The organism is Duncaniella sp. C9, from assembly GCF_004803935.1.
Lineage (GTDB): Bacteria > Bacteroidota > Bacteroidia > Bacteroidales > Muribaculaceae > Duncaniella > Duncaniella muris.
In genome coordinates this window covers 1,183,447-1,206,550 of sequence record NZ_CP039547.1, presented here as the reverse complement: position 1 = coordinate 1,206,550, position 23,104 = coordinate 1,183,447, and the positions used below count along the sequence as shown (strand labels likewise).

22 protein-coding genes are annotated in these 23,104 nt (G+C 52.7%); 8 read left to right on the top strand and 14 right to left on the bottom strand.

What is annotated here, in order from left to right; genetic code table 11:
- Positions 1-180: 180 nt before the first annotated feature.
- From rpsU to E7745_RS04840, 10 genes are all read right to left on the bottom strand, one after another.
- Positions 181-372 (bottom strand): 30S ribosomal protein S21, encoded by a 192-nt coding sequence (rpsU, locus tag E7745_RS04885; protein ID WP_107032413.1) that lies wholly within the window; start codon positions 370-372, stop codon positions 181-183.
- Between the two features lie 170 nt (positions 373-542).
- Positions 543-1,832: a sodium:proton antiporter NhaD gene (nhaD, locus tag E7745_RS04880; RefSeq protein WP_123398803.1), complete on the bottom strand. Its 1,290-nt coding sequence runs from the start codon at positions 1,830-1,832 to the stop codon at positions 543-545.
- A gap of 208 nt (positions 1,833-2,040) precedes the next feature.
- On the bottom strand, positions 2,041-2,817 hold the full coding sequence (locus E7745_RS04875) for a ThiF family adenylyltransferase (protein ID WP_123398804.1): 777 nt from the start codon (positions 2,815-2,817) through the stop codon (positions 2,041-2,043).
- A 31-nt stretch (positions 2,818-2,848) separates the two neighbouring features.
- The gene (locus tag E7745_RS04870; RefSeq protein ID WP_123398805.1) at positions 2,849-3,199 is read right to left on the bottom strand and encodes a hypothetical protein; all 351 of its coding nucleotides are present in this window, start codon (positions 3,197-3,199) and stop codon (positions 2,849-2,851) included.
- Positions 3,200-3,718: 519 nt separating this feature from the next.
- Positions 3,719-4,873, bottom strand: coding sequence for a sodium ion-translocating decarboxylase subunit beta (locus E7745_RS04865; protein ID WP_136408414.1), 1,155 nt, complete (start codon positions 4,871-4,873; stop codon positions 3,719-3,721).
- Between the two features lie 62 nt (positions 4,874-4,935).
- Positions 4,936-5,370: a biotin/lipoyl-containing protein gene (locus tag E7745_RS04860; protein ID WP_107032408.1), complete on the bottom strand. Its 435-nt coding sequence runs from the start codon at positions 5,368-5,370 to the stop codon at positions 4,936-4,938.
- Between the two features lie 49 nt (positions 5,371-5,419).
- Complete coding sequence (locus E7745_RS04855) at positions 5,420-6,346, bottom strand: OadG family transporter subunit (RefSeq protein ID WP_107032407.1); 927 nt, start codon at positions 6,344-6,346, stop codon at positions 5,420-5,422.
- 51 nt (positions 6,347-6,397) lie between these two features.
- Positions 6,398-7,951 carry an acyl-CoA carboxylase subunit beta gene (locus tag E7745_RS04850; RefSeq protein WP_107032406.1) on the bottom strand — a complete coding sequence of 518 codons (1,554 nt, stop codon included), beginning with the start codon at positions 7,949-7,951 and terminating at the stop codon, positions 6,398-6,400.
- 83 nt (positions 7,952-8,034) lie between these two features.
- Positions 8,035-8,454 carry a methylmalonyl-CoA epimerase gene (gene mce / locus E7745_RS04845; RefSeq protein ID WP_107032405.1) on the bottom strand — a complete coding sequence of 140 codons (420 nt, stop codon included), beginning with the start codon at positions 8,452-8,454 and terminating at the stop codon, positions 8,035-8,037.
- A gap of 308 nt (positions 8,455-8,762) precedes the next feature.
- A complete protein-coding gene (locus tag E7745_RS04840) occupies positions 8,763-10,385 on the bottom strand; it encodes an Rne/Rng family ribonuclease (protein WP_107032404.1) in 1,623 nt (540 codons plus the stop codon).
- A 26-nt stretch (positions 10,386-10,411) separates the two neighbouring features.
- Here E7745_RS04840 and E7745_RS14790 point away from each other — a divergent pair, with 26 nt between their 5' ends.
- Positions 10,412-10,618: a hypothetical protein gene (locus E7745_RS14790; protein ID WP_162496193.1), complete on the top strand. Its 207-nt coding sequence runs from the start codon at positions 10,412-10,414 to the stop codon at positions 10,616-10,618.
- A gap of 29 nt (positions 10,619-10,647) precedes the next feature.
- Here E7745_RS14790 and E7745_RS04835 read toward each other — a convergent pair whose 3' ends face one another.
- From E7745_RS04835 to E7745_RS04820, 4 genes are all read right to left on the bottom strand, one after another.
- Entirely contained in the window at positions 10,648-10,929 is a 282-nt protein-coding gene (locus E7745_RS04835) for an HU family DNA-binding protein (RefSeq protein WP_107032403.1), read from the bottom strand.
- A gap of 175 nt (positions 10,930-11,104) precedes the next feature.
- Positions 11,105-11,821 carry a YjjG family noncanonical pyrimidine nucleotidase gene (locus E7745_RS04830; protein ID WP_168182007.1) on the bottom strand — a complete coding sequence of 239 codons (717 nt, stop codon included), beginning with the start codon at positions 11,819-11,821 and terminating at the stop codon, positions 11,105-11,107.
- Entirely contained in the window at positions 11,811-12,497 is a 687-nt protein-coding gene (locus E7745_RS04825) for a queuosine precursor transporter (RefSeq protein ID WP_136408412.1), read from the bottom strand. The genes E7745_RS04830 and E7745_RS04825 overlap by 11 nt, the downstream gene beginning before the upstream one ends.
- 41 nt (positions 12,498-12,538) lie before the next feature.
- The gene (locus tag E7745_RS04820; protein ID WP_370291838.1) at positions 12,539-12,934 is read right to left on the bottom strand and encodes an acylneuraminate cytidylyltransferase; all 396 of its coding nucleotides are present in this window, start codon (positions 12,932-12,934) and stop codon (positions 12,539-12,541) included.
- A 293-nt stretch (positions 12,935-13,227) separates the two neighbouring features.
- Between E7745_RS04820 and guaA the strand changes: the two genes are divergently transcribed.
- The 7 genes from guaA (at position 13,228) to E7745_RS04785 (ending at position 22,957) form a co-directional block, all read left to right on the top strand.
- Positions 13,228-14,751, top strand: a complete 1,524-nt coding sequence (gene guaA, locus E7745_RS04815) for a glutamine-hydrolyzing GMP synthase (protein WP_136408411.1) — start codon at positions 13,228-13,230, stop codon at positions 14,749-14,751.
- Positions 14,752-15,027: 276 nt separating this feature from the next.
- The gene (locus tag E7745_RS04810; RefSeq protein ID WP_124075630.1) at positions 15,028-16,365 is read left to right on the top strand and encodes a YncE family protein; all 1,338 of its coding nucleotides are present in this window, start codon (positions 15,028-15,030) and stop codon (positions 16,363-16,365) included.
- A 274-nt stretch (positions 16,366-16,639) separates the two neighbouring features.
- Positions 16,640-18,616, top strand: coding sequence for a putative porin (locus E7745_RS04805; protein ID WP_136408410.1), 1,977 nt, complete (start codon positions 16,640-16,642; stop codon positions 18,614-18,616).
- Positions 18,617-18,712: 96 nt separating this feature from the next.
- The gene (locus E7745_RS04800) at positions 18,713-19,627 is read left to right on the top strand and encodes a transporter substrate-binding domain-containing protein (RefSeq protein ID WP_160630753.1); all 915 of its coding nucleotides are present in this window, start codon (positions 18,713-18,715) and stop codon (positions 19,625-19,627) included.
- A gap of 170 nt (positions 19,628-19,797) precedes the next feature.
- Positions 19,798-20,352 carry an HdeD family acid-resistance protein gene (locus tag E7745_RS04795; RefSeq protein WP_107032395.1) on the top strand — a complete coding sequence of 185 codons (555 nt, stop codon included), beginning with the start codon at positions 19,798-19,800 and terminating at the stop codon, positions 20,350-20,352.
- Positions 20,353-20,483: 131 nt separating this feature from the next.
- Positions 20,484-21,440 carry an AvaI/BsoBI family type II restriction endonuclease gene (locus tag E7745_RS04790; protein WP_136408409.1) on the top strand — a complete coding sequence of 319 codons (957 nt, stop codon included), beginning with the start codon at positions 20,484-20,486 and terminating at the stop codon, positions 21,438-21,440.
- A gap of 5 nt (positions 21,441-21,445) precedes the next feature.
- A complete protein-coding gene (locus E7745_RS04785; protein ID WP_136408408.1) occupies positions 21,446-22,957 on the top strand; it encodes a DNA methyltransferase in 1,512 nt (503 codons plus the stop codon).
- Positions 22,958-23,104 lie beyond the last annotated feature (147 nt).

Sequence of the window (23,104 nt, the reverse complement as noted above, 5' to 3'; positions counted from 1 at the left end):
ATATAGGTGTATTATATTATATAACGTTTCAAGTCACAACAATAGCGATGAAGAGTTGCAGTCTGCAATCTTCACCGCCATTGAATATGTTTCTTTCAAATAAATTCGGGTGATTTTCGGGTGTTTTCCTGACCTCCTTTCGGTTGATTGTCTAAAGGTAGAGTGCTAATCAGAAAAATCTTATTCTTCGTTGGCACGAAGCTGCTGGACGTAAACAGCCTTCATCATTTTCTTACGGTTGGTCACAGAGGGCTTCTGGAAAGCCTGACGTGAACGAAGCTCGCGAACGATACCGGTCTTTTCAAATTTACGCTTGAATTTCTTCAGTGCCTTTTCGATGTTTTCACCTTCTTTTACTTGTACGATGATCATTTTGGTTTCTTGATTATTGATATTTAAGTTATTGATTGGTGAGACGGCCGCAAAAACGCCCTGTTTCAGACTGTCCCGGCGGACGCCTCACGGATTTGCGTTGCAAAATTAGCAATTCTTTTTCGTATTTCAAAACATTTTAGCTTTTTAGCTGAAAATGCCGCTGAAAATTACATGAAAAGTGTTTCGAGGGCATATGCTCCGATACCTGCGATATAACCGACGAAGGCAATCCAGGTGAAACGGCGCAGATACCAGCCGAAGCTGATTTTTTCGAGGCCCATGACCACCACTCCGGCTGCCGATCCGATGATGAGCATCGAGCCACCGACTCCGGCACAGTAGGCAAGCAGCTGCCAGAACAATCCGTCGCAGGCAAAATCGCCGGTCGGAGCGATGGCATACATGTCCATGCAGCCGGCCACGAGGGGCACGTTGTCAACGATGCTTGAGACCACGCCGATGACACCGGTCACAAGATAGTGGTTGCCATTGGAGACTTCATTGAGCCACTGGCCGAACGCGGTGAGCACTCCGGTTTCCTGGAGGGTGGCCACTGCGAGGAGAATGCCGAGAAAGAAAAGTATGGTGGCGAGGTCAATGCGCGAAAGCAGAGTTGTCACTTTCAGATGCGAGTCACCGGCCAGGATAGAGCAACGGTTGGAGCGCCATTCGCTTACAAGCCACAGCACACCGAGAGCGAGGAGTATGCCCATGAAAGGGGGCAGACCGGTGAGCATTCTGAAGATAGGCACGAAGATCAGGCCGGCCACACCGAAGATGAGTATGATCTTGCGGTCAGCCGGAGAATTCCTGACTTCATTGGCTTCAGACTGTTTCGGAGCCACGACCTCGCCTTTGAGGTAGAGCGAGACGCAGAGAGCCGAGACGACAACCGAGACAATCGAGGGGATGATGAGCTGAGAGATCACACCGCCGGTCGAGATCATGCCTTTGATCCAGAGCATAATGGTGGTAACGTCGCCGATCGGCGAGAAGGCTCCGCCGGCATTGGCCGCGATTATGATGATGCCGCCGTAGATCATGCGGTCTTTGTGGTCTTCGATCAGCTTGCGCAGCACCATGATCATCACGATCGAGGTGGTAAGATTGTCAAGTATGGCCGAGAGGATGAAGGTCATGGCTGTGATGCGCCACAGAAGAGCTCTTTTGCTTTTGGTGGCCAATGCGTCATGAACGAAGTAGAATCCGCCGTTGGCATCGACGATCTCCACGATGGTCATGGCGCCCATAAGGAAGAAGAGAATCTCGCAGGTCTCTCCGAGATGATGGAGCAGACGTCCGGAATAGTCAGCGCTGTCGCCCACGCCGCAGGCGTAGAGAGTCCAGCAGATAACACACATAAGCAGTGCGGGTACGGCTTTGTTGATCTTCAACACACTCTCAAGTGCGATGCACAGATAGCCGAGGATAAAAAACGTGACAATAGCTGTTACCATTTCTAAAGTTTTTATTTCATGGATTATGATTGATTTTTCAAAAACGTGAATTTAAGGCAAAAAACAGCAGGCCAAGTGACCTGTCGGTACTGACAATTCGGGCGCAAAGGTCGGAATTATCAGAATCAAAACAAAATTTACAATAATGAAAGATTTCCTTAATCACAGGAGACTTAGCGCTTGGTTGACAAGCACATCTCAAGTCCGTTCAGACAGTCTTTCCGATGGCATCGCGGATGACAAGAGAGGCAAGAGTGATTCCGAAAACAGCTGTAATGTGCATGAAAGCCCCGTTGACTGCCACTTTTCCGTAGGTCATGGCCCCGCTCCGGTCAGCGAGCATAACCGCATCAGCATGATTTGCGACCAGTTCGTCGGAATAGACACAGCGGAACTTGCGGGTCGGAAAAACACCCGATTTTTTAAACTTGCGCCTTAAAGCCGCTGCAAGCGGGCAGCCTTTCACTTTCCAGAACTCAGCCACGGCTATGCGCGAGGGGTCAAGCTTGAGAGCCGCTCCCATCGATGAGTAGAAGTGCACCGGTCGGGAGCTTTTGGCCGTCTCGGCCATTGCCGCCGTTGCGTTCAGAATGAGCAGAGCCTTGTCAGCCAGCGAATCAATGGCATCTATGACATAGTCATAGTCCCTGAGATCGTAGCGCGACTGGGTTTCGGCGTTATAAAAATCATGGATGGCTTCAATCTCGGCATCAGGGTTGATGTCAAGCAGACGCTGCTTCATCACCTCGACTTTCACACGGCCTACCGTTGATGACGTGGCCGGCAGCTGACGGTTGATGTTAGAGGCGGCCACTGTATCCGCATCGACAATAGTCAGCCGGGCTATACCGCTGCGCACCAGAGTCTCGGCAGTCCAGCTCCCCACGCCGCCTACGCCGAAGATTATGACCCTGCGCGAGGCCAGAGTCCCGAAAGCCTCAGTCCCTGTCAGAAGGGCCACACGGTTGAAAGAATCCTTTATCATTACAAGTAATTACAGAATAGCGGCCGGGCGGTCAGTCTCTATATAGCAACGAATCTTTGATGCGCGACCAGACCGATGGTTTTTCCATACGCAGATGCACATTCACTTTAGAGTCTGACTTGCTCAGAAAGACAATCGAGTTGCGCAACACGATCGCTATCTGGTTTTCAAATTCAAATATCTCGTGTATGTGCCTGAGCGGAATTCTGGCAAACGGCGATGACGGATCAACGCTTCCGATAAACAGGTCATCCTCATCAATGACTATGCCGTGATTTTCCAGCGCATAGTCAAAAAGCAGAGAAAAGTTAAGCTCGTCTGTCGACGCCGGAGGCCGATTATATTTCCGGTAGAGAGCATCAATAAGTTTTCGTGTTACCATAAATCAGAAAGAATGGATAAATGTTCCGGACCTTATTGTTCGGTTTAAATCAGGCCTGCCGATTCACTATGCACTGTGCCGCATTGGCGAAAAAAGAGGTCTGCAGTTGAAATCAAACGCATACGGATGTGAGAATTTCTATTTTATAAACACCCTTGCCGCCACAATGGTTCTCAATCAGGGCCGGATTCCTGGAACAATTTTTAAGTAACTCTTCAAAATTAAACGATATAATGTACATTAGTATCTCCTATGGAGGATCTTTTATACTCTCTGCGGTTTTATTCCGGTCAGAATCAAGTTCTTCATCGGTCGTTTATGTCTATAAACTCCCTCTTCATTCCTCGATTCTGCCTCTGAATAAATTCCGCATATAGTATAAATTAATTTTTCAGAGTTACTTATTACAAATAACTTATCGCAGGAAAGTAATCATGAAAAACGCAGAGGCATAACATTTTATTCAGCTAAAATTTATGCCCCTGCGTTTTTATAAGGGATATTCAGATCCTGATATCATCAGGCAAGGAATCCGAGAAGCACACCGGCTGCCACAGCCGAACCGATCACACCGGCCACGTTCGGGCCCATAGCGTGCATCAGCAGGTAGTTGCTCGGATCGTATTCCAGACCGAGGTTGTTTGAAATACGTGCCGACATCGGAACGGCCGAAACGCCGGCGTTGCCGATAAGCGGATTGATCTTCTTGGACTTCGGAAGAACCAGATTAAAGAGCTTGACGAAGATCACACCGCTGGCCGAGGCGATGATAAACGCCATGAAGCCAAGAAGGAAGATGCGGATAGTTTCCGAAGTCAGGAACTCTGACGCCTGGGTCGATGCGCCGACTGTCATGCCCAGAAGGATGGTGACAATATCGGTGAGGGCATTGCTGGCAGTCTTGGCCAGACGGTTGGTGACACCGCACTCACGCAGAAGGTTGCCGAAGAAGAGCATGCCGAGCAGCGGCAGACCCGAAGGCACAACGAAGCAGGTGAGGATCAGACCCACGATCGGGAAAATGATCTTTTCGTTCTGCGACACGGCGCGCGCGGGCTTCATCTTGATCAGACGCTCGTTCTTGGTGGTCAGCAAGCGCATCAGCGGCGGCTGGATCACTGGCACGAGAGCCATATAGGAGTAAGCCGACACGGCAATGGCGCCCATTAGGTTCGGAGCGAGTTTCGACGAAAGGAAGATTGCTGTCGGACCGTCGGCACCGCCGATGATGGCAAGCGCACCGGCCTGGTCAGGAGCAAAGCCTAAAAGAAGAGCCACCATGTAGGCACCGAAAATACCGAACTGCGCGGCAGCGCCGATGAGCATGAGCTTCGGATTGGCGATCAGTGCCGAGAAGTCGGTCATGGCGCCGATGCCGAGGAAGATCAGAGGCGGATACCAGCCTGCACTCACACCGTTGTAGAGGATATTGAGCACGGAGCCTTCTTCATAAATACCGATTTCCAGACCGGCGGTAGTGTTGAAGGGCACATTGCCGATAAGGATACCGAAACCTATAGGCACGAGGAGCATGGGCTCGAAGTTCTTCTTAATGGCAAGCCAGATGAAGAACAAGCCCACCACCAGCATCACCAGATGCTGCCACGTGGCGTTGTAGAAACCTGTCAGATGCCAGAACTCCTGAAGGTTTTGGGTTAAGAATTCGCTAAACATAATTGATGCTGTTACTTGGAAGTGAGGTTTTCAATCAGATTGTAAGACTACACTCACTCTTTTTATTCGAGGGTAATGAGGGCTGCACCCTGGAGCACGGAATCACCTGCCGAGACAGCGATCGAGGCAACTGTGCCGTCCTGGCCTGCATGGATGGCATTTTCCATTTTCATAGCCTCAAGCACAACTACAGTGTCAGATGCCTTGACGACATCTCCCACTTTGACGTTGACCGAAACTACCACACCGGGCAGAGGAGCCTCGACGCTGTAGCCTGCGGCTGCGGCTTTGGGTTTGGCGATCACCTTGGCGCCGCTCTCTGTGCGGGGAGCTGCCGATGGACGCGGGGCGGTTACGATGGTCACAGGCTTTTCGGTCTTTTCGAGTTCCACCTTATAGGGAACACCGTTGACCTCCACCTTGGCGATATTGTTGTCGATGTCGCCGACTTTGACGGTGTATGGGTTACCGTTGATTCTATATTTATATTCTTTCATTGTCGTGATAGTGTTTCAATGGTTGAAAGTGTTAATGAGGTGGACACGATTATTTGCGGGGAAGTTCGCGCAGATTGTAGATCTTCGAGCTCCAGGGCGAATAGGCACGACGCACCTTGTTGATGGTCAGCACTGTGCTTTCGCGATCATGAGCATCGAGATGCTCGGAGAGAGCTGCCGAGATAGCGGCGATGACCTCACCTGAATCCTGTTCGTGATGGTGGTCTGCCAGTTCTTCGTCATCTGAGCTGAGAGCCTTGATCTTGCGCGAGCGCGACACAGAGGCTCCGATGCGGCTGATGATGTAGAAGCAGATCGAAAGCACGAGCAGCGCCGAGAACACGATGCACATCGCCATCACAGCCATCGCAAATCCGTGGGGATCGTTTTCAGCGAAGCTGTCCACCTTATTGTTGGTGCTCTTGATGATGTTGTTGCTTGAAGGCGTGATATACTTGGCTTCAGAGCCGTCACGCACTTCCCAGTCCTCAGGGTTGTTGATACCGCCTTCGCCGTCAGCCTTGCGGGCATATGACTGTCCGGGGAGCAGGTTGCCGGGCACCACGATCTCGTCGATGAGCGACAGGCCGTTGGCGTCATAGATGGCAAGATAGTTGTCCTCGCCGGGAGTGAAGGTGAAATTCAGATGGAAAGTTCCCTTGTTGGGCTCTCCGTCGGCCCAGAACAGCACATGCTGACGGGCGGGAATCTCGGTATTCACGTCGCCTAAAGGCACGGGATAGAGAGTATTGTTGCTGCGGTCGTTGGTGATGAAGACGCTTGAGATCTCCAGCGGTGCGAAAGTCGAGTTGTAAAGCTCGACCCAGGCACTGTAACGGCCGAAGTCGTCCACCACACTTGTGGAGTCGTTGGCGATCATCACCTCGTTGAGGCGCAGACCGCGGCGACCTTGGGCCGACACTGCCGTGACACAGGCGAGAGTCACCAGCAACAGCGTTAAAAGTCTTTTCTTCATAACTTTTTCTGATGTTTGTTTTATCGGTTTGGGGTGACCTTCCCTCGCGGTTTAGAGAGGTATGTTGCCGTGTTTCTTGGCCGGGTTGACAACCTTCTTGGTCGCAAGCTGCTGCAGGGCACGGATGATGCGGAAGCGGGTGTTGCGAGGTTCGATGACGTCGTCGATATAGCCGTAGCGGGCAGCGTTGTAGGGGTTGCAGAAGAGCTTGTTGTATTCGTCTTCCTTTTCGCGGAGCACCTTGGCGGGATCTTCAGCTGCCTTGGCTTCCTTGGCATAGAGCACTTCAACAGCGCCTGCGCCACCCATAACAGCGATTTCTGCCGTGGGCCATGCGTAGTTCATGTCGCCGCGAAGCTGCTTGCATGACATCACGATGTGGCTGCCGCCGTAGCTCTTGCGCAGTGTGACTGTCACCTTGGGCACTGTGGCCTCGCCGTAGGCATAGAGGAGCTTGGCGCCGTGGAGGATCACGCCGTTGTATTCCTGACCGGTACCGGGGAGGAAGCCGGGGACGTCGACGAGGGTCACCAGAGGAATGTTGAAGGCATCGCAGAAGCGGACAAAGCGGGCACCCTTGCGAGATGCGTTGCTGTCAAGCACACCGGCGAGATATTTGGGCTGGTTGGCAACTATGCCGACTGCCTGGCCGTTGAAACGGGCAAAGCCGATGATGATATTTTTTGCGTATTCGCGCTGGATTTCAAGGAATTCGCCGTTGTCGACGATTGCGTTGATGACCTCATACATGTCATAGGGATGGTTGGCCGAGTCAGGCACGATCTCGTTCAGAGAGTCTTCCAGACGGTCAATGGGGTCGTTGCATTCAACCAGCGGCGGTTCTTCGAGGTTGTTCTGGGGGATGTAGCTGAAGAGCTTGCGGATGATGCGCAGGGTCTCTTCGCCGTCTTCGGCTGCGAAGTGTGCCACACCGCTCTTCTGCGAGTGCACGGTTGCGCCGCCGAGTGCTTCCTGGGTCACGTCTTCGCCAGTCACGGTCTTGACCACCTTCGGGCCGGTGAGGAACATGTAGCTGATGCCCTTGGTCATGATGGTGAAGTCAGTCAGCGCGGGAGAATACACCGCACCGCCGGCGCAGGGGCCGAGGATGCCGGAGATCTGGGGAATCACGCCTGAGGCGAGGATGTTGCGCTGGAAAATTTCGGCATAGCCTGCGAGGGCGTTGATGCCTTCCTGGATACGTGCGCCGCCTGAGTCGTTGAGACCTATGACGGGTGCGCCCATCTTCATGGCCATGTCCATGATCTTGCAGATCTTGAGGGCCATTGTCTCGCTGAGAGATCCGCCGAACACGGTGAAGTCCTGAGCGAATACATATACGAGTCGGCCGTCGATTGTGCCGTAGCCGGTCACAACGCCGTCGCCGAGATAGCTTTTCTTTTCCTGTCCGAAGTTGTAGCAACGATGACGGACAAACATGTCGATTTCCTCAAAAGAGCCTTCATCGAGAAGCTGTGCGATACGCTCGCGGGCTGTGTATTTGCCTCTCTCGTGCTGTTTCTGAATGGCCTTTTCGCCACCGCCTAAGCGGGCTTCTTCGCGAAGGGCGATAAGCTCTTTTACTTTTTCAAGCTGGTTACTCATTTGTTTCGAAGTAAAATGGGTGGAGTTCTTGGTTGTAGATTTCTTCTGTCTCCGTCATTGCTGACGGGGATGGGAGATGGATGTTACTTGTTGGGGTCCTCGCAGAGTTCGATAAGAGTACCGCAAGTTGATTTCGGGTGAAGGAACGCGATGTTCAGACCTTCGGCACCCTTGCGCGGAGCCTTGTCGATCAGACGGCAGCCTTTGCCTTCGACTTCTGCCAGAGCGTTGGCCACACCGTCTTCAATGGCGAATGCGATGTGCTGGATGCCGCCGCGGCCGCCGTTGTTGGCGATAAACTTTGAGATGGCGCTTTCAGGAGAAGTTCCTTCAAGAAGTTCGATCTTGGTCTGGCCTACCTTGAAGAAGGCGGTGCGTACTTTCTGATCTTCAACTTCTTCAATGGCAAAACATTTAAGGCCAAGAGTGTTTTCGTAAAAGGCGATGGCTTCCTTCAGATCAGGAACTGCGATGCCTACGTGCTCGATGTGGGAAATATCCATGATATGAAAAATAATAGATTAATGCTTATAATTAGTTGTGATTAAATTGATTTCGGGCCAATTACGCACAGGCGTTCTTAGCCCTTGCAAAATTAGTCATAAAAAATTGTAAAGCAAATTTAATCCCGACAAAAAATCTCCTCGAAATTGTTCTTAAGGCCAACCACGCCGACACACGGACTCAGCACCCTCCATTCCCTGACTGCCGCTACTGCCGGAAGATGCGAAAAACCTCCCGGCTCAGACCTTGCAGTCTGCGGCGGGAGGTTTCTGATAGGGTTCGTAAGAACAGGGAAAATGCTTGGATGCTAATCTTCCTGGGTTCGGTTCTTGGTTTTTGCTTTTGATTTCGATGCCGAGGAGTCCATGTCTTTCTCTTCCTTGAGGTCGATTTCGTTGCGGTCGCGGTCAAGTACGCGATACTGCAGATAGGCGAGCGATTCGTCAGGCACGATCCGGAAGTTGAAGCCGAATTCAAGCTGCCAGCGACGGTAGAGCGACGGGAAACCTTTCTTCAGATAGGCCGACACGAAGGGGTGCACATAGAGCACAAAGTGTTTGGTCTTAAGCGTGTTGACCAGATAGTCGAGTTTTTCGTGCAGCAGATCGGTGAAGAGCAGCGACGGGCGCACCTCGCCTTTGCCGTGACACGACGGGCAGGTTTCGGAGGTGTTTATGTCAAGCACCGGGCGCACTCTCTGGCGGGTGATCTGCATCAGCCCGAACTTGCTCAGCGGCAGAATGTTGTGGCGGGCGCGGTCATTGGCCATCACCTCGCGCATGTGTTCATAGAGTTTCTGCCGGTGCTCGGCTTTGTTCATGTCGATGAAGTCGATGACGATGATGCCGCCCATGTCGCGCAGGCGTAGCTGGCGGGCTATCTCGTCGGCGGCCCGCAGGTTGACCTCAAGCGCGTTGCTTTCCTGGTCAGGCGCGGCTTTCGAGCGGTTGCCGGAGTTGACGTCAATGACATGGAGTGCCTCGGTATGTTCGATGATTACATAGGCGCCTGATTTGAATGAAACCGTCTTTCCGAACGACGATTTTATCTGGCGGGTGATGCTGAAATGATCGAAGATGGGGACATCGTCCTCATAAAGCTTGACGATGTCTTTGCTCTCCGGTGAAATGAGGTTGACATACTTTGAAATCTGGCTGAAGATTTCCTTGTCATTGACATGAATGCTCTCGAAAGTGGGGCTGAATACGTCGCGAAGCATTCCGACGATGCGGCTTTCCTCTTCAAAAATGAGAGCCGGGGCGCTTGCTTTCTGCGCTTTTGCCACTGTCTCCTCCCAGCAGCGCAGGAGGGTTTTGAGCTCGTGGTGCAGCTCCCTTACGCTCTTTCCTTCGGCCGAGGTGCGGATGATTACTCCGAAGTTTTTCGGCTTGATGCTTTCGATGAGCTGACGCAGGCGGAGTTTTTCTTCCGTGGTCTTGATTTTCTGCGAAAGGGAGATCTTGTCGCCGAATGGTATGAGCACCATGTAGCGTCCGGTGAAAGTGATCTCAGTGGTCAGACGGGGGCCTTTCGACGAGATAGGCTCCTTGACTATCTGAACCATGAGTTCCTGGCCCGGCTCCAGGACGCCGGTGATGGCGCCGTGTTTGTCGATGTCGGGCAGGCGCTTGATTTTCGGGACGGTGGTGTCAGACTTCTTGTCGACGAGAATGGCCTTCAGAAAGGCCGAGTAGGTGGAGAATTGAGAACCGAGATCCAGATAATGAAGAAAAGCGTCCTTCTCGTAGCCCACGTTGACGAAGGCGGCGTTAAGGCCGGGCATCAGTTTCTTGACTTTGGCAAGATAGATGTCTCCGACAGCGTAGGCGATGTTGCGCGACTCCTTCTGCAAGGATACGAGCCGCGAATCCTCAAGCAAGGCTATCGAAACCTCACCGGGCTGTACGTCTACAATCAGTTCACTTTTCATTGATAAGCGTTATCCGGATTAGAGAAATGACGCAAAGAACAAACCTTTTGCGTGCGTCTTTGTTCAAGAGCCGGGCAAAAGAGTTTGTTCTTCGTGTTCATTACGCAACTACGCAAGAATTATTTCTTCTTGTGGCGGTTTTTGCGAAGGCGTTTTTTACGCTTGTGGGTAGCCATCTTGTGGCCTTTTCTTTTCTTTCCGCTTGGCATGTGGTTGGTATTTATTTTGTTTAACTAAAAGTTGGATTTTCTGGCAGGCAGAATTATTTCAGATCCTTAACCTCTTCCATAAACACCTTGGCGGGCTTGAAAGCGGGGATGCGGTGTTCGGGGATGATGATAGTGGTGTTCTTTGATATGTTACGGGCAGTCTTTTCCGAACGCACCTTGGTGATGAAGCTACCGAAGCCGCGAAGATAGACGTTTTCGCCGTGAGAGAGAGATTCCTTTACGGTCTCCATGAATTTCTCGATGGTTTCGAGCACGTTGGCCTTGTCAATTCCGGTTGATTTTGAGATCTCGTTAACGATGTCAGCTTTAGTCATTACAATATGAATTTTATAATTGGTTAATATCTTTGACGTTGCGCTTTTTCAAGGCGCAATTTTTTGCAAGTGCAAATATCGGAACTTTTTTTGGATTATCAACTATAATTCCTATAATTTTTTGCTTAAATTTCACTTTCTCACCACTTTAGCGCGAAAAAACGCCGAAAAAGCCTCACAGAAGCCCCTCAAGCAGCTTCAGATCGGCTATGGCAATATGGCTTCCTCTCCAGCGCAACCCCGGCTGAGTGCGGTCGAAGTGTATTGCACGCCAGCCCACCCTGACAGCCCCGCCTACATCGGCCGCAAGGTTGTCGCCGATCATCAGATGGGCCTGCGGATCCATCTCTCCGGCGCGCTTCATGGCATAGGCAAAGATACGCAGGTCAGGTTTGTTGAAGCCCACGTCATCGCTGAGCACCACAAGATCCACAAGCGGCGCGAGTCCGGTGTTTTCCAGCTTCCGATGCTGCACTTCCTTGAACCCGTTGCTGAGCACACCTATATTATAATGCGCGCGCAGGCGGGAGAGCTGCTCAACGGCACCGTCAATCATCACCGTCTGCTCGGCAAGCCGGTCGAGATACTCCCTGTCGAGCCTCCAGCAGAAGGCTTCAAGATCTTCGCGACTTCCGGCCCAGCGGGGAGACAGCGGTGTGGCGAAACGGTCGACACGCAGAAAACCCTGCGTGATCTCCCCTCGGCTGTAGCGGTCCCACAGCAGGCGGTTGTGCCCCTCATATGCCTCGATCCACTGCTCAGGAGTGGCATAATAGCGGTCAAGGCCGGCCTCGCGATAGATGATCGCATTGGCCAGCCGCGAATTGGCATGAAAATCAATCAGAGTGTCGTCAAGATCGAACCACACCCACTTGACACCTTCATATTTCATTGATCTTCCACCATTTGTATGACGTCCGGCTATCATCTGTCACATCGCCGCCTTCATGATCGCGCAGCATCTTTACAACCCTCATGGTCACCGGCAGGATCAGAACCTCGTAGAAAGTCTTCAGGAAGGTCTGCGTGATGATCAGCATCGCTATTTCATTCCATGCAAGGATGCCGCCGAAAGCCATCGGGAAGAAGATCACCGAATCAACCCCCTCGCCCCACAGCGACGACACGATGGCCCGCAGAGAAAAGCGGCGTCCGTTAGAGGCAGCCTTCATGCGCGACATCACATAAGCATTGACCATCGAGCCACACAGGAAGGCAATGAAACTGGCCGCGAAGATGCGCGGGACAGCCCCGAAGACCACCTCCATAGCCTCCTGGCCCTGCCACGACGGCGCTCCTGGAAGCCAGATGCCGAGCTGCAGCAGCAGCGAGACAAGAAGATTCATCCCGAAGCCGAGCCAGATGACAAGACGCGCCTTGCTGAAGCCATAGACCTCGACTATACAGTCATTGAGAATATAGGAGATCGGAAAGACCACCACGCCCGCAGTTATGGTGAGCGGACCCAGATCCACAGTCTTTATCTCCATCAGATTGCTGACTATCAGGCAGACGCAGAACGTCACCGCAAGCAGCATGAAAGTCACTGATATTTTTACTTTGCTCATTTGTTTCAGTATTGGTTTAGAGATTGTTTTTAAACAATCTGTCAATATTCCCCGGAAAGGACCGCTTCGGCAAACTCCCGCACACAGCCCTCTCCTCCTTTAAGATTCATTATCCGTATTCCTTCTATAGCCTTGACGGCAGCCATCGCATCGGCCGGACAGGCAGCCACACCAGCGGCGCGCAGCAGATCGCTGCAATTGACATCATCGCCTATGTATGACACCTCGTCAAGCCCGATGCCTATCCGGGCACAGATCTCAAGCGCGGCTTCAAGCTTGCCGCCGTCACGCCGGCCCTGGACAAGAAAATCCACACCGAGCTTTTCGGCACGGCTTCTGACAATGCCGGTGTTCTCGCTGGTGATGATCCCCACCTTTATGCCGGCCTTCTGAAGGAGCAGCAGCCCCATGCCGTCGCGCGCGTTGAACTTTTTCATGGCATCACCCCGGCGGTGTAATACATACCCCCGTCAGTCAGCGTCCCGTCTACATCGGTCAGAAAAAGTTTTATTCTGTTCATTGTCTCATTTTGAATTAGCCCGCAAAATTACTCAATTTTTCTCACATAACCGCCTTTAAACTACTATTTGAGCCTATTTTAAAGCACTTTTGAGGCGCTTTAATAAAATTTCACCATCTTTATTGCGACGGGGTGAAAATCTCACGATTTTTGAGTAAATTTGCACTCAGAAATCAATCCATTACCACAACCATCTCTTATTCCCACTTTATGCAGGAAAAGATAATCATTCTTGACTTCGGATCGCAGACCACACAGCTCATCGGACGCCGTGTGCGCGAGCTCGGCGAATACTGCGAGATCTTGCCCTACAACAAGTTCCCCTACGACGACCCCTCGGTCATCGGCGTGATTCTCTCAGGCTCCCCCTTCTCGGTCTACGATGAAAAAGCCTTCCGCACCGAACTCTCGCGCCTGCGCGGACACCTGCCGGTGCTCGGCATCTGCTACGGAGCTCAGTTCATCGCCTACACCTCAGGCGGCAGTGTGGAACCCGCTCCTTCACGCGAATACGGCCGTGCCCACCTGACAAAGATCGACACCGCCAACCCTCTGTTCAAAAACATCCCCGCAGGATCACAGGTGTGGATGAGCCACGGCGACACCATCACCGCGATCCCCGACTCATTCAACACCATAGCCTCCACCGACAAGGTTGCAATAGCCGCCTATCAGGTTGAAGGCGAAAAGACCTGGGGCGTGCAGTTCCACCCCGAAGTCTACCACTCGGAACACGGAACCCAGCTTCTGCGCAACTTCGTGGTCGACATCTGCGGCGGCAAGCAGGACTGGACTGCCGAATCATTCATCGAATCTACAGTGGCCCAGCTCAAAGAGCAGCTCGGCGATGACAAGGTGGTGCTCGGCCTCAGTGGCGGAGTCGACTCCTCGGTAGCCGCAGTGCTCCTCAACCGCGCCATCGGCAAGAACCTCACCTGCATCTTCGTAGACCACGGCATGCTGCGCAAAAACGAATTCCGCGACGTGCTCCACGACTACGAATGTCTCGGCCTCAACGTGATCGGCGTCGACGCCTCTGAAAAATTCTTCAGCGAACTCGCCGGAGTCACCGAACCCGAACGCAAGCGCAAGATCATAGGCAAAGGCTTCATCGATGTGTTTGATGAAGAAGCCCATAAGATCAAAGACGTCAAATGGCTCGCTCAGGGAACCATCTACCCCGACTGCATCGAAAGCCTCTCCATCACCGGCACAACCATCAAGAGCCACCACAACGTAGGCGGTCTGCCCGAAAAGATGAACCTCCGTCTGTGCGAACCCCTCCGTCTGCTCTTCAAAGACGAAGTCCGCGCCGTAGGCCGTCAGCTCGGCATGCCAGACCACCTCATCAAACGTCACCCCTTCCCCGGCCCCGGCCTCGCCGTCCGCATTCTCGGCGACATCACCCCTGAGAAAGTCCGCATCCTCCAGGACGCCGACGACATCTTCATCCGCGGTCTCCGCGACTGGGATCTCTATGACAAAGTATGGCAGGCAGGAGCCATCCTCCTCCCCGTGCAGAGCGTAGGAGTCATGGGCGACGAACGCACCTACGAACGTGCCATAGCCCTGCGCGCCGTAACCTCGACCGACGCCATGACCGCCGACTGGGCCCACCTCCCCTACGACTTCATGTCCAAAGTCAGCAACGACATCATCAACAAAGTCCGCGGCGTCAACCGCGTCTGCTACGACATCTCCTCCAAACCGCCGGCCACAATCGAGTGGGAATAAGCGCCTTCCCGGCAAAGGAATAGGCCTTTCCTTCCACACACACATATCAAGCGGTCTGAGCCTCACCCCGTGCGCTCAGACCGCTTTTTTGTATTCCCGACAGATGCTATCTGCAAAATTTTCATTATCTTAGCGCCCGCATTTTTTCATGCGTTGCAATCCGACACACGGAACCACCGATGATTCATCGACACACAATTTAAAGGGCTGCTAAAAACAGCTTATAGAAATCAAATTCCAACCTGACCAATCATTTCAACAAACCATCAAAGGAAAATGACATCACACCACCCGACACACCCTCTCCGGCTCATCATGCGCGCGGCTACAGCCATGCTCCTGACTGCCGCAACATTCATTCCGGCCACAGCGCAGACCGACGAACCAGCCCTGGTCCGCTCCGAAATAGGCGACAAAGCCTCGACACGCGACGGAGCAATCACCATCACCAATATCGGCAAAAAGCAGCAGTTCAACGCCTCACAGCGCTCCACCTATGACACCGACATCCATTCGCCGAAGTCAGCCGCCTTCCACCCCGACGGCTCTCGCTTCTATGTGAACTCACTTGAAGGCTGCCGCACCATAGTCTATGATGCCCGAAGCATGCGCAAGCTGAAAGTAATCAGCCACACATTCAAAAACGGACAGGGCGACAACTGGACCTCTTCGCCTCACTATAAGTGGGAACACTATCTCAACGGCGCCCGCAGATCTTTCAGCGGGAAACCCGTGGAGATGACCTTCTCCCACAGCGGCCGATACCTCTGGATTCCCTACTACCGCCGCACCTTCGACATCAATGCCCAGGACCCCTCGGCAATGGCCGTGGTTGACACCCGCACCGACTCGATTGTCCGCATGTTTGACACCGGCCCTCTCCCCAAGATGGTCTCCGTCTCAAACTCCGGCCGACTTCTTGCAGTCACCCACTGGGGCGACAACACCGTAGGCCTGATTGACATCTCCTCGCCCGATCCGGCCCGCTGGAGCCATCTGCCGCCCGTCACTATCGGCAACAAACTCAAACTCGACTTTCCGCTTAACGAATCCGTGAACCGCGATTCCAACTCCGGCTACCTCCTGCGCGGCACAGTCTTCCTACCCGGCGACCGCCACATGCTCATCGGCTGCATGGCAGGCTCCATAGCCGTGGTCGACCTGAAAACCATGAAACACATAGGCTTCATCAACAATATATATAATGTAAGACACCTCACCCTCCACGGCAAAAACCTCTTCGCCTCCTGCAACGTCAACGGCATGGTCTGGAAAATTCACACCGACAGCCTCGGCAGCGCCATCGCCTCGGCCTCGGCCGCAAAACGCCGCGCCATCAAGGCAAACGGATGGAAAGGATGCAAGGTTGGTGCCGGCGCGCGCACCATCGAAGTCTCGCCCGACGGCAGATATGTCTATGCTGCCTGCAACTTCGCCAACCGTATCGACATAGTCAACGCCCGGACCATGAAACTCGAGACCTCGATCCGCTGCGACTCCTACCCAGTAGGCCTCGGTCGGTCAGCCGACGGAAAATACATAGTCGTCACCTCACAGGGCCGCAAAAAACGCGGAGGCAACGCTGTCAACATTTTTTCCATCACCCGGAAATAGCCGCCGCTCCAAAGTTCTTAGGGGCTGTTTAAAAACGGCCTCTTAATCTCCGCAAAAGCTTAATCCCTGTTAACAAAATCTCATTCCAATACCCGAATAGTAAAATAAAGTTAAAACAAAGATGTTTTTAAACATAAATATTTGACATATCCCAAAAAGTCTATACCTTTGCATCAGTTTTTCATGGTATTAGATTTAAGGTAAGAAGATTATTCGTCGAGATGACGGATAATTTTTTTTATGCGCGATTTTTAAGTACCTTTGCAGGCACATTATGAAAAAGCATATCCTCATCATTTTCACCATACTCATTGCCGGACTTCAGGGGTTCGGCAAAGATGACACACCGTCTGACTCGCTGTCATACAGCTGGCGCATCATCCAGCCGCTCGGACTGCGCGAACGGGTCCCGATGGATACCCTCATGCACAACTATTACCGCACGGCCGTCCCTACCTCTGTCAGCCCTGCCTTCGCCACCACAGGCAATCAGGCCTCCGTCGGCAAAAACATGATCTTCATGGAACGCGAGCCCATGAGCGACTTCTTTTTCCGCGATGCAAAACAGTTCTGGATTCCGACCGTCGACAACATGCGCTTTTTCAACACCCGCATCCCCGTGACCCAGTTGGGCTACAACACCGGAGGCGGACGCGAAATAGCCCAGGACTATCTGCGCATGCTCTTCTCAGGCAATATCAGCAAGCGCGCGCAGATCGGTGCCCGCGTCCACTATCCCTACTCCAAAGGCAGTTATGAATATCAGGCCGCCAAAGGTTTCTCCTGGGGGCTATCAGGGTCCTACATGGGCGACCGCTATGAAATGCAGGCCTTCTTCAACTCCTTCAACTTCCTCAACAAGGAAAACGGCGGCATCACCGACGACCTCTACATCACCGATCCGGCCAAAATCCAGGGCGGAGTCTCGACCATCAACCCCAAAAGTATCCCGACCTATCTGTCAGCAGCCCACTCACGTGTGCGCGGACAGCAGTTCTACATGAACCACCGCTACAAAGTGGGCTTCTGGAAAGAGACCCGCGACGAAAACGACTCCGTAGTGGCCCGCGAATACGTCCCCGTGTCGAGCTTCATCTGGACTCTTGACTACAAAGACTCCCGCCACCGCTTCACCAACACCAGCTCCTCGGAAGGCAAGGAATACTGGGCCAACCACTATCTTGACGCCGATGCCACCTGCGACCGCACCAAATACAACTCTCTGCGCAACACCATAGGCATCTCTCTGCTTGAAGGCTTCAACAAATACGCCAAAGCTGGTCTCGCCGCCTTCGTCACCCACGAGATACGCCATTATTGGCAGACACCCGACACCCTGGCAATCTCAGGCGACGACCGCCCCGCCGCACTGACACCCTACCCCTTCGAGTCGCGCCTCGCCCACAAGGCCAATGAAAACCTGCTCTACGTAGGCGCACAGCTCACCAAACAGCAGGGCCATCTGCTCAACTACGAGGCCACCGCCAACATCGGACTCATCGGTCCCGCAGCAGGCGAAATCAAGATCGATGGCAACGCATCGACCCGATTCAGACTGCTCGGCGACACCGTATCGGTCAAAGCCTATGGCCTTTTCAGCAACACCTCGGCGCCATATCTGATGAACAACTTCATCTCCAACCACTTCGCCTGGAAAAACGATTTCGGAAAAATCCGGCGCCTCCGCCTCGGCGGCATCCTCGACATCCCCCACACCGGAACCAACATCAACGTCGGAGTGGAAAACATCCAGAACCACATCTACTTCAACGCCGACGGACTCCCCACCCAGGAAAGCGGCAGCGTGCAGGTGTTCAGCATCCGCGCACAGCAGAACCTCCGCTGGCGCGCGCTCAACTGGGACAATACCATCATCTATCAGACATCAACCAACGATGCAGTCATACCTCTGCCCAGACTGGCCGTCTACTCCAACCTCTATCTGCTCTTCAGAGTGGCGAGAGTGCTCAAAGTCCAGCTCGGTGTAGACTGCGACTACTACACAAAATACAAGGCCCCCGCCTACCAGCCCGCCACAATGGCCTTCTGCAACCAGCGCGAGATCGACTGCGGAAACTACCCCTTCATGACAGCCTATCTCAACCTCAAGCTCTCACGCGCCCGCTTCTTCGTGCTCTTCTCACACGTCAACCAAGGCCTCATCGGCGACAACAACTACTTCTCCATGCCCCACTATCCGCTCAACCCGCGCCGCTTCCAGATGGGCGTGATAGTAGACTTCTCAAACTGATCCGCTCCTGACAAGCCGAAGCACAGGCTCATCCGTCAACCTTTTTTCGCCGGCCGATTGTTTATATATACATAAATGTATCAGACAACCGGCCCTATGACACCCACAGACCCTGACTATAAAACCACCGGCCGCCCACGCCACGGCAACCTCGCAGACTTCTTCCACGGCCCCCGCGGAGGCATACTCCTCTCGCTCATACTCATAGCCGTCGGAGTGATCGTCTCGGTCAAAAGCTGCTCCTCGCCCGTAGCAAACAACGGCTATGAATACACACGCGCCAAAGGCGACACCATCAACGTGGCCATCGACTACTCACCCATGTCGCTCTACCGCTACGGCGACTCACTCGCAGGCTTCAACTACGAGATGATGAAACAGATGGCCACCCTCTATGGAGACAATGTCAAATTCTACCCAATATCATCCGTCACCTCGGCACTCGACGAGCTGAAACGCGGCGTCTATGACGTGGTCATCTCCGACTATCCGCTTACCTCCTCGCGGCGCGACAGCTTCCGCTTCACCGAACCCGTCTACCTCGACCGCCAGGTACTCATAAGCCTCGACACCACCGTCCGTTCGCGCCTCGACCTCGCCGGCAAGGAAGTCTGGACAGTAGGAGGCACACCGATCGCCGAACGCCTCCGCAACCTGAGCCATGAGATCGGCGACACCATAATCCTGCGTCACGACTCTATCCACAGCGCCGAGCAACTCTTCATGCTGACCGCAATGGGGCGCATCCCGCGCGCCGTCATAAACGAAGCCAAAGCCACACGCCTCGCCGAGGACTATCCTGACGTCAACCTGGCCACACCAGTATCGTTCACCCAGTTCCAGTCATGGGTAGTCAACAAAGACAACACCGCGCTTGCCGACACCCTCGACGCCCAGATACGCCGCTTCAAGACCACACCACAATACTCCACCCTCGTGGAACGCTATCTGACCTCAGCCGCCGCCACAGCCGCGCAGACCGACAGTATGCCGGCCTCATCCGCGCCATAGGTCCTTAAGCACTTTTTTCTCAACAAATTCAAAACGCCGCGCGTTATTACATTACAGCGAGTGATCCCGCTGTTCCTCACTTTCGATTCAGCGCAATCACTTCTATGAAGCAAACACACAAACTATATCGCAAAATCAATTTCAACTATTAACAAAAAACACAAGACGTTATGAAAACGCTAATTGAAAAATTCTGGGGACAGACCCGCTATTGGTGGGTGATCCTCGCAGCGGGAATCCTAATGGTCATCTGCGGTTTCGCTTATTGGTTCTGGCCCGTAGCCGGCTACGCCGTAGCATCCCAGATCTTCGGATGGCTGCTCATCCTTGTGGGCATTGTCCAGCTCCTCGTCTCCTCCGGACCTGACCGCGGCAGAGGCTGGGGATGGTGGCTTGCCGGAGGCATCATCGACATGTTCATCGGCTTCCTCATGGTCCGCAGCATCGTACTCTCCGAAGCAGTATTCCCCTACTTCATTGCCTTCATCTTCATCTTCTGGGGCATCAGCGCCCTTTGCAGCGCAGTCAACCAGAGCGGACGCCGCTACTGGTGGCTCCAGCTCATCAACGGCATACTGCTGATGCTCATCGGCTTCTTCTTCATTGAAGCAGGCTGGGTACAGGACATGGCAATGACAAGCTTCCTCACATCGCTCGCCTTCATCTACTGGGGTTTCACTCTCGCGATGCTCTCCTACGACATGAAACCCGTCGAACGTCGCTGATGGCATGAAGCGCGCCTCATGCCGCTGACAGAATCAGCCCCTCCTCCACCCTACAATATCACCGAGGCCCCGCCCACACAGCGGAGGCCTCGGTTGCGTCATAACGAAAAAATAAGTATCTTTGTAATCCCATGAATCCACTATTGATCATCAGATCAGCCCAAGAACTGATCACCTCCCGCACCCAGACCCGCAGCGGCTTCATAGAGGCCGCTCTTGCAAAGAATGAAAAAGGGCGCCCGTACATCGAACAGGCCAGGACTCTACGCGCATATGCCCTGACAGCAGAAAATCCGCAGGCTCTGCTCGGCATCGATGCCATCCGCCCGGCTCTTCTTACAGCGTCCGGACTTTCTGACAAAGCCTTCAAATATTTCACTGAAGCAGACAAGACCGAAGCAATACGCGCTCTGATAAAGAATTTCCTTGAACCCGCAGGCAATGAATTTGCAGAAGAACTTACATATCGCTTTCTGCTGATCAAAGGTGATTCACTCGGCGGATCCATGAGGAACTATGTCGGTGAACTCGCTCAGATGAAACTCGTCAGGAAACTGCTTTCATTACTGGCTATCCGGGAAATCCCATATTACGTGCTGTCAAAACAGCAAAAGAAAAACAACGGATGGACAAGCGGCAGCTACGAAGCCGACTTTACAGCAGCATCTGAAATCGCCGCCATCCAGTGGAGCCACGACGGCAAGAACCGCCTCTTGTTTTTCAATACAAAAATACCATTGGTCAACAACAATGTAGACATCTGCCTTTTCGATGGCGACTGCCTAAGTTTTGATTCCGGACGCATTGTGAATCATCCACAAAAAGCCCTGATGTTCGGAGAACTCAAAGGCGGCATAGACCCGGCCGGAGCCGATGAACACTGGAAAACCGGCAACTCCGCACTTTCCCGCATCAGATCTGCATTCAGACCGGCTCCGGTGTGCACATCATTCATAGCAGCCGCCATCGAAGCAAAAATGGCTACCGAGATCTGGGATCAGCTCTCGGATTCAACCTTAAGTTTTGCCGCAAATCTCACAGATGACGGCCAACTGACATCTTACTGCGCATGGACACTAAGCCTTTGACCGACATGATTTCAAGCCTATTCCCTGAATATACTGCAACGGATACTGACAACCGATGGAAACTCTCGTCATTTTCAGCCGAAGGCTTCGCTTCTGACTCAGAACGACTCCGTCTGGAAGAAAAATATTGGCCGCTTGCCGATATAACCGACCGATTCGACCGCAAAAGCGTCAGTTTCCAGCTGAGCAAGAACGACAGCATCCACAGTTGGCTGAAATACAAAGAAGGTTTTTCAGCCGAACTTGTCAGAAATCTCATCAGCGAATTCAAACTCCAGCCTGACGACACGATACTCGACCCCTTCATGGGATCCGGCACCACCGCTCTGGTAGCGTCAGCAGAGAACATCAACAGCATCGGTTATGACATCCTGCCGATGTCAGCCATCGCCATAAAAGCAAAAAGCGCGGTCCATGACTATAACATAGCCGAGCTTCATCGGCTCATTGAATTTATAGCAAGCCGGGAATTGCCCGGAAACTACCGTCAGGAAACTCCATATATCACCATCACAGAAGAAGGCTATCCCAAACAAAACGCTATCGAACTGAATTACTTCACAGAACTGATTGCCTCATCAGACTTTTCAGACAACTGCAAAACCCTCTTCCGGCTGTGTGCAATAAACATTCTGGAGCGGATTAGCTACTCGGCCAAAGACGGTCAATATCTGCGCTGGGACATCCGCTCGCCCAAAATAATCCGCGCAATACAGAAACGCGAGGAAACCGGCAGGCGCCCTATGGTCGTAAAGCTCAACAAAGGTGACATACCCTCGTTCAGAAATGCAATCATCTCCGAACTCAACCAGTTCATAGCTGACATTGAGTTGATCCGCAACACGATGCCACGCCGCAAAGGATGCAGCTGTGATTTCCATGAAGGAAGTGTTTTATACAAACTCCCGCTGAGGGCCTCTGAAAGTATTGATGCCGTGATCACATCACCGCCATACTGCAACCGCTACGACTATACCCGCACATATGCGCTCGAACTTGCTTACCTTGGCGTTTCTGACACCAGAATCAGGCAACTGCGTCAGGACCTGCTGTCATGTACGGTCGAAAACAAATCAAAAGTCAGCCATCTGCGTGACTTCTATACATCCATTGGTCGGGCTGCCGACTTTGAGCGGATATGCGGAATACTCCAGTCATGCGAACCTTTAAAAGAGGTCATAGAAGCCTTGAAACTGAGAATGGCCAACGGAGAGATCAACAACAAAGGAGTAATCCCTATGGTCGAAGGATATTTCACGGAGTTGACATTTCTGTTTTTTGAACTGTTTCGCACCTGTCGCCATAGTGCGAAAGTAGCTTTTGTCAATGACAATGTGCGCTATGCAGGAGAAGTGATTCCGGTAGATTTCATTTCAACAGCCATAGCCGAGCAGATCGGTTTCCGTCCGGTCAAAATATATGTGCTCCGCCAGCAGAAAGGCAACAGCAGCCAGCAGATGAAAAAGTATGGCCGTGTGGCTCTGCGCAAAAGCATCACCGTTTGGGAAAAACCATAGGCACACTTTGAGCGCTTGCTTCCGCGACATTTCCCCTTTTGACACGGGCTGCCCATGAGGTGTGTTGAAAAGTGTGTTGAAAAGTTTTTGGGAATGGAGGAGGCGGGGATTTGGCAGGTTGGGGGAAATTGATTACTTTTGTAGTCG

Coding starts and splice junctions, on each gene's coding strand:
- E7745_RS04785 (WP_136408408.1), top strand. CDS start 21,446: ATGATTTCAAGCCTATTCCCTGAATATACTGCAACGGATACTGACAAC.
- E7745_RS04875 (WP_123398804.1), bottom strand. CDS start 2,817: ATGATAAAGGATTCTTTCAACCGTGTGGCCCTTCTGACAGGGACTGAG.
- E7745_RS04860 (WP_107032408.1), bottom strand. CDS start 5,370: ATGAAAGAATATAAATATAGAATCAACGGTAACCCATACACCGTCAAA.
- E7745_RS04855 (WP_107032407.1), bottom strand. CDS start 6,346: ATGAAGAAAAGACTTTTAACGCTGTTGCTGGTGACTCTCGCCTGTGTC.
- nhaD (WP_123398803.1), bottom strand. CDS start 1,832: ATGGTAACAGCTATTGTCACGTTTTTTATCCTCGGCTATCTGTGCATC.
- E7745_RS04835 (WP_107032403.1), bottom strand. CDS start 10,929: ATGACTAAAGCTGACATCGTTAACGAGATCTCAAAATCAACCGGAATT.
- mce (WP_107032405.1), bottom strand. CDS start 8,454: ATGGATATTTCCCACATCGAGCACGTAGGCATCGCAGTTCCTGATCTG.
- E7745_RS04820 (WP_370291838.1), bottom strand. CDS start 12,934: ATGAAAAAGTTCAACGCGCGCGACGGCATGGGGCTGCTGCTCCTTCAG.
- E7745_RS04840 (WP_107032404.1), bottom strand. CDS start 10,385: ATGAAAAGTGAACTGATTGTAGACGTACAGCCCGGTGAGGTTTCGATA.
- E7745_RS04830 (WP_168182007.1), bottom strand. CDS start 11,821: ATGAAATATGAAGGTGTCAAGTGGGTGTGGTTCGATCTTGACGACACT.
- E7745_RS14790 (WP_162496193.1), top strand. CDS start 10,412: ATGACGCAAAGAACAAACCTTTTGCGTGCGTCTTTGTTCAAGAGCCGG.
- E7745_RS04800 (WP_160630753.1), top strand. CDS start 18,713: ATGACACCCACAGACCCTGACTATAAAACCACCGGCCGCCCACGCCAC.
- rpsU (WP_107032413.1), bottom strand. CDS start 372: ATGATCATCGTACAAGTAAAAGAAGGTGAAAACATCGAAAAGGCACTG.
- E7745_RS04810 (WP_124075630.1), top strand. CDS start 15,028: ATGACATCACACCACCCGACACACCCTCTCCGGCTCATCATGCGCGCG.
- E7745_RS04795 (WP_107032395.1), top strand. CDS start 19,798: ATGAAAACGCTAATTGAAAAATTCTGGGGACAGACCCGCTATTGGTGG.
- guaA (WP_136408411.1), top strand. CDS start 13,228: ATGCAGGAAAAGATAATCATTCTTGACTTCGGATCGCAGACCACACAG.
- E7745_RS04805 (WP_136408410.1), top strand. CDS start 16,640: ATGAAAAAGCATATCCTCATCATTTTCACCATACTCATTGCCGGACTT.
- E7745_RS04865 (WP_136408414.1), bottom strand. CDS start 4,873: ATGTTTAGCGAATTCTTAACCCAAAACCTTCAGGAGTTCTGGCATCTG.
- E7745_RS04870 (WP_123398805.1), bottom strand. CDS start 3,199: ATGGTAACACGAAAACTTATTGATGCTCTCTACCGGAAATATAATCGG.
- E7745_RS04850 (WP_107032406.1), bottom strand. CDS start 7,951: ATGAGTAACCAGCTTGAAAAAGTAAAAGAGCTTATCGCCCTTCGCGAA.
- E7745_RS04825 (WP_136408412.1), bottom strand. CDS start 12,497: ATGAGCAAAGTAAAAATATCAGTGACTTTCATGCTGCTTGCGGTGACG.
- E7745_RS04790 (WP_136408409.1), top strand. CDS start 20,484: ATGAATCCACTATTGATCATCAGATCAGCCCAAGAACTGATCACCTCC.